General features: G+C 69.2%; 1 protein-coding gene. It reads right to left on the bottom strand.

Annotation, left to right across the window (positions count from 1 at the left end; genetic code table 11):
* A partial coding sequence (locus ACMUOY_RS20675) for an aminotransferase class IV (RefSeq protein ID WP_413894585.1) occupies positions 1–250 on the bottom strand: 250 nt, incomplete at both ends.

Raw genomic sequence — 250 nt, 5'->3', positions numbered from 1 at the left:
GCAGGTCGTAGCGGATGCCTTCCAGCACATGGCCGCTCTTGGGCGGGCCCAGCAGCGCGCCTTCATGCACCACCCACACATTGCTGCCCGATGCCTCGGTCAGCCAGCCGTCGCGGAACATCACCGTCTCCAGCGCACCATGGTCGGCCGAGATCTGCCGCGCCAGCACGTTGCCCAGCAGCGACACGCTCTTGATGTCGCCGCGCTCCCAGCGGAAATCGCGCGCGGTGACGCAGGCCACGCCGGCGTG

The organism is Candidatus Skiveiella danica, assembly GCF_022705245.1.
Taxonomy (GTDB): Bacteria; Pseudomonadota; Gammaproteobacteria; order Burkholderiales; family Burkholderiaceae_C; genus Skiveiella; species Skiveiella danica.
The sequence above is the reverse complement of the archived record's forward strand: the minus strand, read 5'-3'. Positions and strand labels throughout refer to the sequence as shown.